General features: G+C 31.9%; 3 protein-coding genes and 3 tRNA genes. 3 read left to right on the top strand and 3 right to left on the bottom strand.

Going from position 1 to position 2,693, the window contains the following annotated elements; all coding sequences use genetic code 11:
- Positions 1 to 24: 24 nt before the first annotated feature.
- Positions 25 to 97 (bottom strand) — tRNA-Phe (locus tag BOQ64_RS22645).
- A 379-nt stretch (positions 98 to 476) separates the two neighbouring features.
- On the opposite strand from BOQ64_RS22645, the gene BOQ64_RS22650 reads away from it, so the two are divergent.
- Positions 477 to 995 carry a class I SAM-dependent methyltransferase gene (locus tag BOQ64_RS22650; protein ID WP_129059433.1) on the top strand — a complete coding sequence of 173 codons (519 nt, stop codon included), beginning with the start codon at positions 477 to 479 and terminating at the stop codon, positions 993 to 995.
- Positions 996 to 1,000: 5 nt separating this feature from the next.
- Positions 1,001 to 1,471 (top strand): hypothetical protein, encoded by a 471-nt coding sequence (locus tag BOQ64_RS22655; RefSeq protein ID WP_129059434.1) that lies wholly within the window; start codon positions 1,001 to 1,003, stop codon positions 1,469 to 1,471.
- A gap of 91 nt (positions 1,472 to 1,562) precedes the next feature.
- Here BOQ64_RS22655 and BOQ64_RS22660 read toward each other — a convergent pair.
- Positions 1,563 to 1,635, bottom strand: a tRNA-Phe gene (locus tag BOQ64_RS22660).
- A 221-nt stretch (positions 1,636 to 1,856) separates the two neighbouring features.
- On the opposite strand from BOQ64_RS22660, the gene BOQ64_RS22665 reads away from it, so the two are divergent.
- A complete protein-coding gene (locus BOQ64_RS22665) occupies positions 1,857 to 2,288 on the top strand; it encodes a DUF2523 domain-containing protein (RefSeq protein WP_129059435.1) in 432 nt (143 codons plus the stop codon).
- Positions 2,289 to 2,626: 338 nt separating this feature from the next.
- Here the strand turns inward: BOQ64_RS22665 and BOQ64_RS22670 are convergent.
- Positions 2,627 to 2,693 (bottom strand) — tRNA-Phe (locus tag BOQ64_RS22670).

Raw genomic sequence — 2,693 nt, forward strand, 5'->3', positions numbered from 1 at the left:
TCTGACTAATCAGAGGTTTTAAAGTGGTTTCTCCAGGAATCGAACCAGGGACACATGGATTTTCAATCCATTGCTCTACCAACTGAGCTAAGAAACCATATATTTATTCGTTTGACTTACTTCGTTGTTTTAAAGTGATGCAAAAGTATAACATTTTGTAATACCACACAAGTTTTAATGGAAGTTTTTTTGAAAAAATATACAGTTGGAAGCTGCTATTACAGTCAATTATTTGTCAGTCAGTAATTTGATGATTATATTTTAATCTGAAAAATGGTATGAGTTATTTTTATAATTGTTTTAGTTAAGATCTTTTCTGTAAAAAGCATCGAATAGAACATTAATAAAAAAAAACAGAGTTATTCAGATACATGTCTGAATTTTCATGATGGCTACGAAATTAGATAGGGCAGGTAAGGAAGAATGTTCTTTTCATTCACTGTTTTTTAGTTATCTTGCGAAGATAAAAATGAGTAATGCGCCTTTTAACATTAGAAGATCTCAAGGATATTTATATTAAATTTCATCAGAGAGGTTTACCCTTTCTGTTTTCCAAACTAAAAATAGACTCTTATCAGAGAACTAAAAGTGCTTTTAATGAAAAAGAAATTGAAACGTCTAATTTTTGGTGTATTCCTGAAGTCAGATTAAGATGGAACCAATTGGTTACCGGTAATCCGGATACCACATATGAAGAATACCTCAGCAGTAATTATTTTCGGGATTCATCAGAGGTAAAGGTTCTTGCTCTAGGTTCGGGAGTATGCAGCCATGAACTCCGTTTAGCTGAACTTAATCCCCATTGGAAAATAGACTGTTTTGATTTTTCAGATCAACTGTTGTCTGTAGCCAGCGAAGTTGCAAAAGAAAAAGACCTTCAGAATATTTCTTTCCATGCAGAGAATATTTTAACATATGATTTTGAGCCTGGAAAATATGATATCGTTTTTTTCATGCCTCTCTGCATCATTTTGAAAAGATTTCTCAATTCTTAAAAGAAGTGGTCATCAAAAGTTTAAAACCTTCAGGTCATTTAGTTATTAATGAATTTGTTGGAAAAAGCAGACTTCAATATTCAAAAGAGCAACTTCAACATATCAATAAAGCATTACAGATTATTCCTAAACAGTACAGAAGAATACATAAAACCAATCTTTACAAAAACCATTACTATGGAAGTGGGGTGATAAGAATGATTATTGCTGATCCTTCCGAATGTGTAGATTCGGAAAGTATAATTCCTGCTATTCACCAATATTTTGACATCGTTGAAGAAAAAGGCATGGGAAATAACCTCCTTCAGAGTGTATTTAAAGACATTGCGTATCATTTCGTGGGGAATGAAATGCCGGATTCTGAAAAACAAAAAATATTACAGGATGTTTTCCAGCTGGAAGATGATTTCCTCAAGTCAAATCCAAGCGATTTTGTATTTGGAATATATAGAGTAAAAGGGAATAATATCGTTTAAAATAAACCTGTTCCTGAACTTTTAGGATATGTTTGATTCTATCCTTATTGAACAAAATTAAAAGCCTCTGAATAATCAGAGGCTTTTTAAGTGGTTTCTCCAGGAATCGAACCAGGGACACATGGATTTTCAATCCATTGCTCTACCAACTGAGCTAAGAAACCATTACTTCGTTGTTTTTAAAGTGGTGCAAAACTAATATATTTTTTTTATTCTGGCAATGTTTTTTTATTTTTTTTCTTTCGCAATCTGATGTTTTTCTTTTATTGGATTGTATATCAGTATAGTCCGGATAGAAGTGGCACAGTCTTTTTTTTTGTCATTGTTAAAAACCGTTAGAATATTGAATAAATACCTTTATATTTAGTGATATTTATGAAATTTAATGGGAAGCACAATTAAACGGGTTTTGATTATTTTAGGTGTTGGAGTAATAGTGTATTTTGGAATGAGTTTTTTGGTGGATTCCTGGATAAGTTACTTCTCTTCAGCTCAAAGGATTAATAGTTTGCCGAAGGAAAAAATTCTGTTTACTGAATTAAAAAAAGAATACCATTTAACTCAAATAGAAAGATCTCCTGATACAAAACAGAAACTTTTATATCCTAAAGATACATTGAAATATACTCTTTACCTTTCTACAGTAGATTGTGATCACAAAGAAGAAAATATAAAACGAATTTCCGAAGAAGTGGCCCACAAGATTAATACCCTTAATTTAGATCAGAAATTTAACAAATACGAATTGTTTTTTTATTGTAAGGAACTTCCGCCAGGACTTCTGAGGTATGAATTTTTAAGAAAAAATATTAAATAGTTCAGCTTAAAGAAATACAGGAAGTATTTTTAAGGATTCTGATGGGCTAGCTACACCTGACTATAGCTTCTTTAGACAGGAAAATTTGGTTTTCATTATTAAAACGCTGTTTCGTCTGTTTATTGGGGTTGTTTCGGTTGTGTCATAAGTTTAGGCATTGAAAATAAAAACTGGGCTTATTTCAAAGATTTGATGCGTTTATAAGCAATAAGTTTAATGTGGTAGAGGAGTAGGTCTCAACCTGTATATAAAACAGCAGATGAATATTGTTTGATAATAAGCGAATTTGTGACGGGTAAGAAAACAAAAAAACCTCTGACTAATCAGAGGTTTTAAAGTGGTTTCTCCAGGAATCGAACCAGGGACACATGGATTTTCAATCCATTGCTCTACCAACTGAGCTAA

The organism is Chryseobacterium sp. CH25 (assembly GCF_004119455.1).
Taxonomy (GTDB): Bacteria; Bacteroidota; Bacteroidia; order Flavobacteriales; family Weeksellaceae; genus Chryseobacterium.

What these genes read in the sequence shown, in the direction of transcription:
- BOQ64_RS22650 (WP_129059433.1), top strand. Translation starts at nt 477, where the DNA reads ATGCGCCTTTTAACATTAGAAGATCTCAAGGATATTTATATTAAATTT.
- BOQ64_RS22665 (WP_129059435.1), top strand. Translation starts at nt 1,857, where the DNA reads ATGGGAAGCACAATTAAACGGGTTTTGATTATTTTAGGTGTTGGAGTA.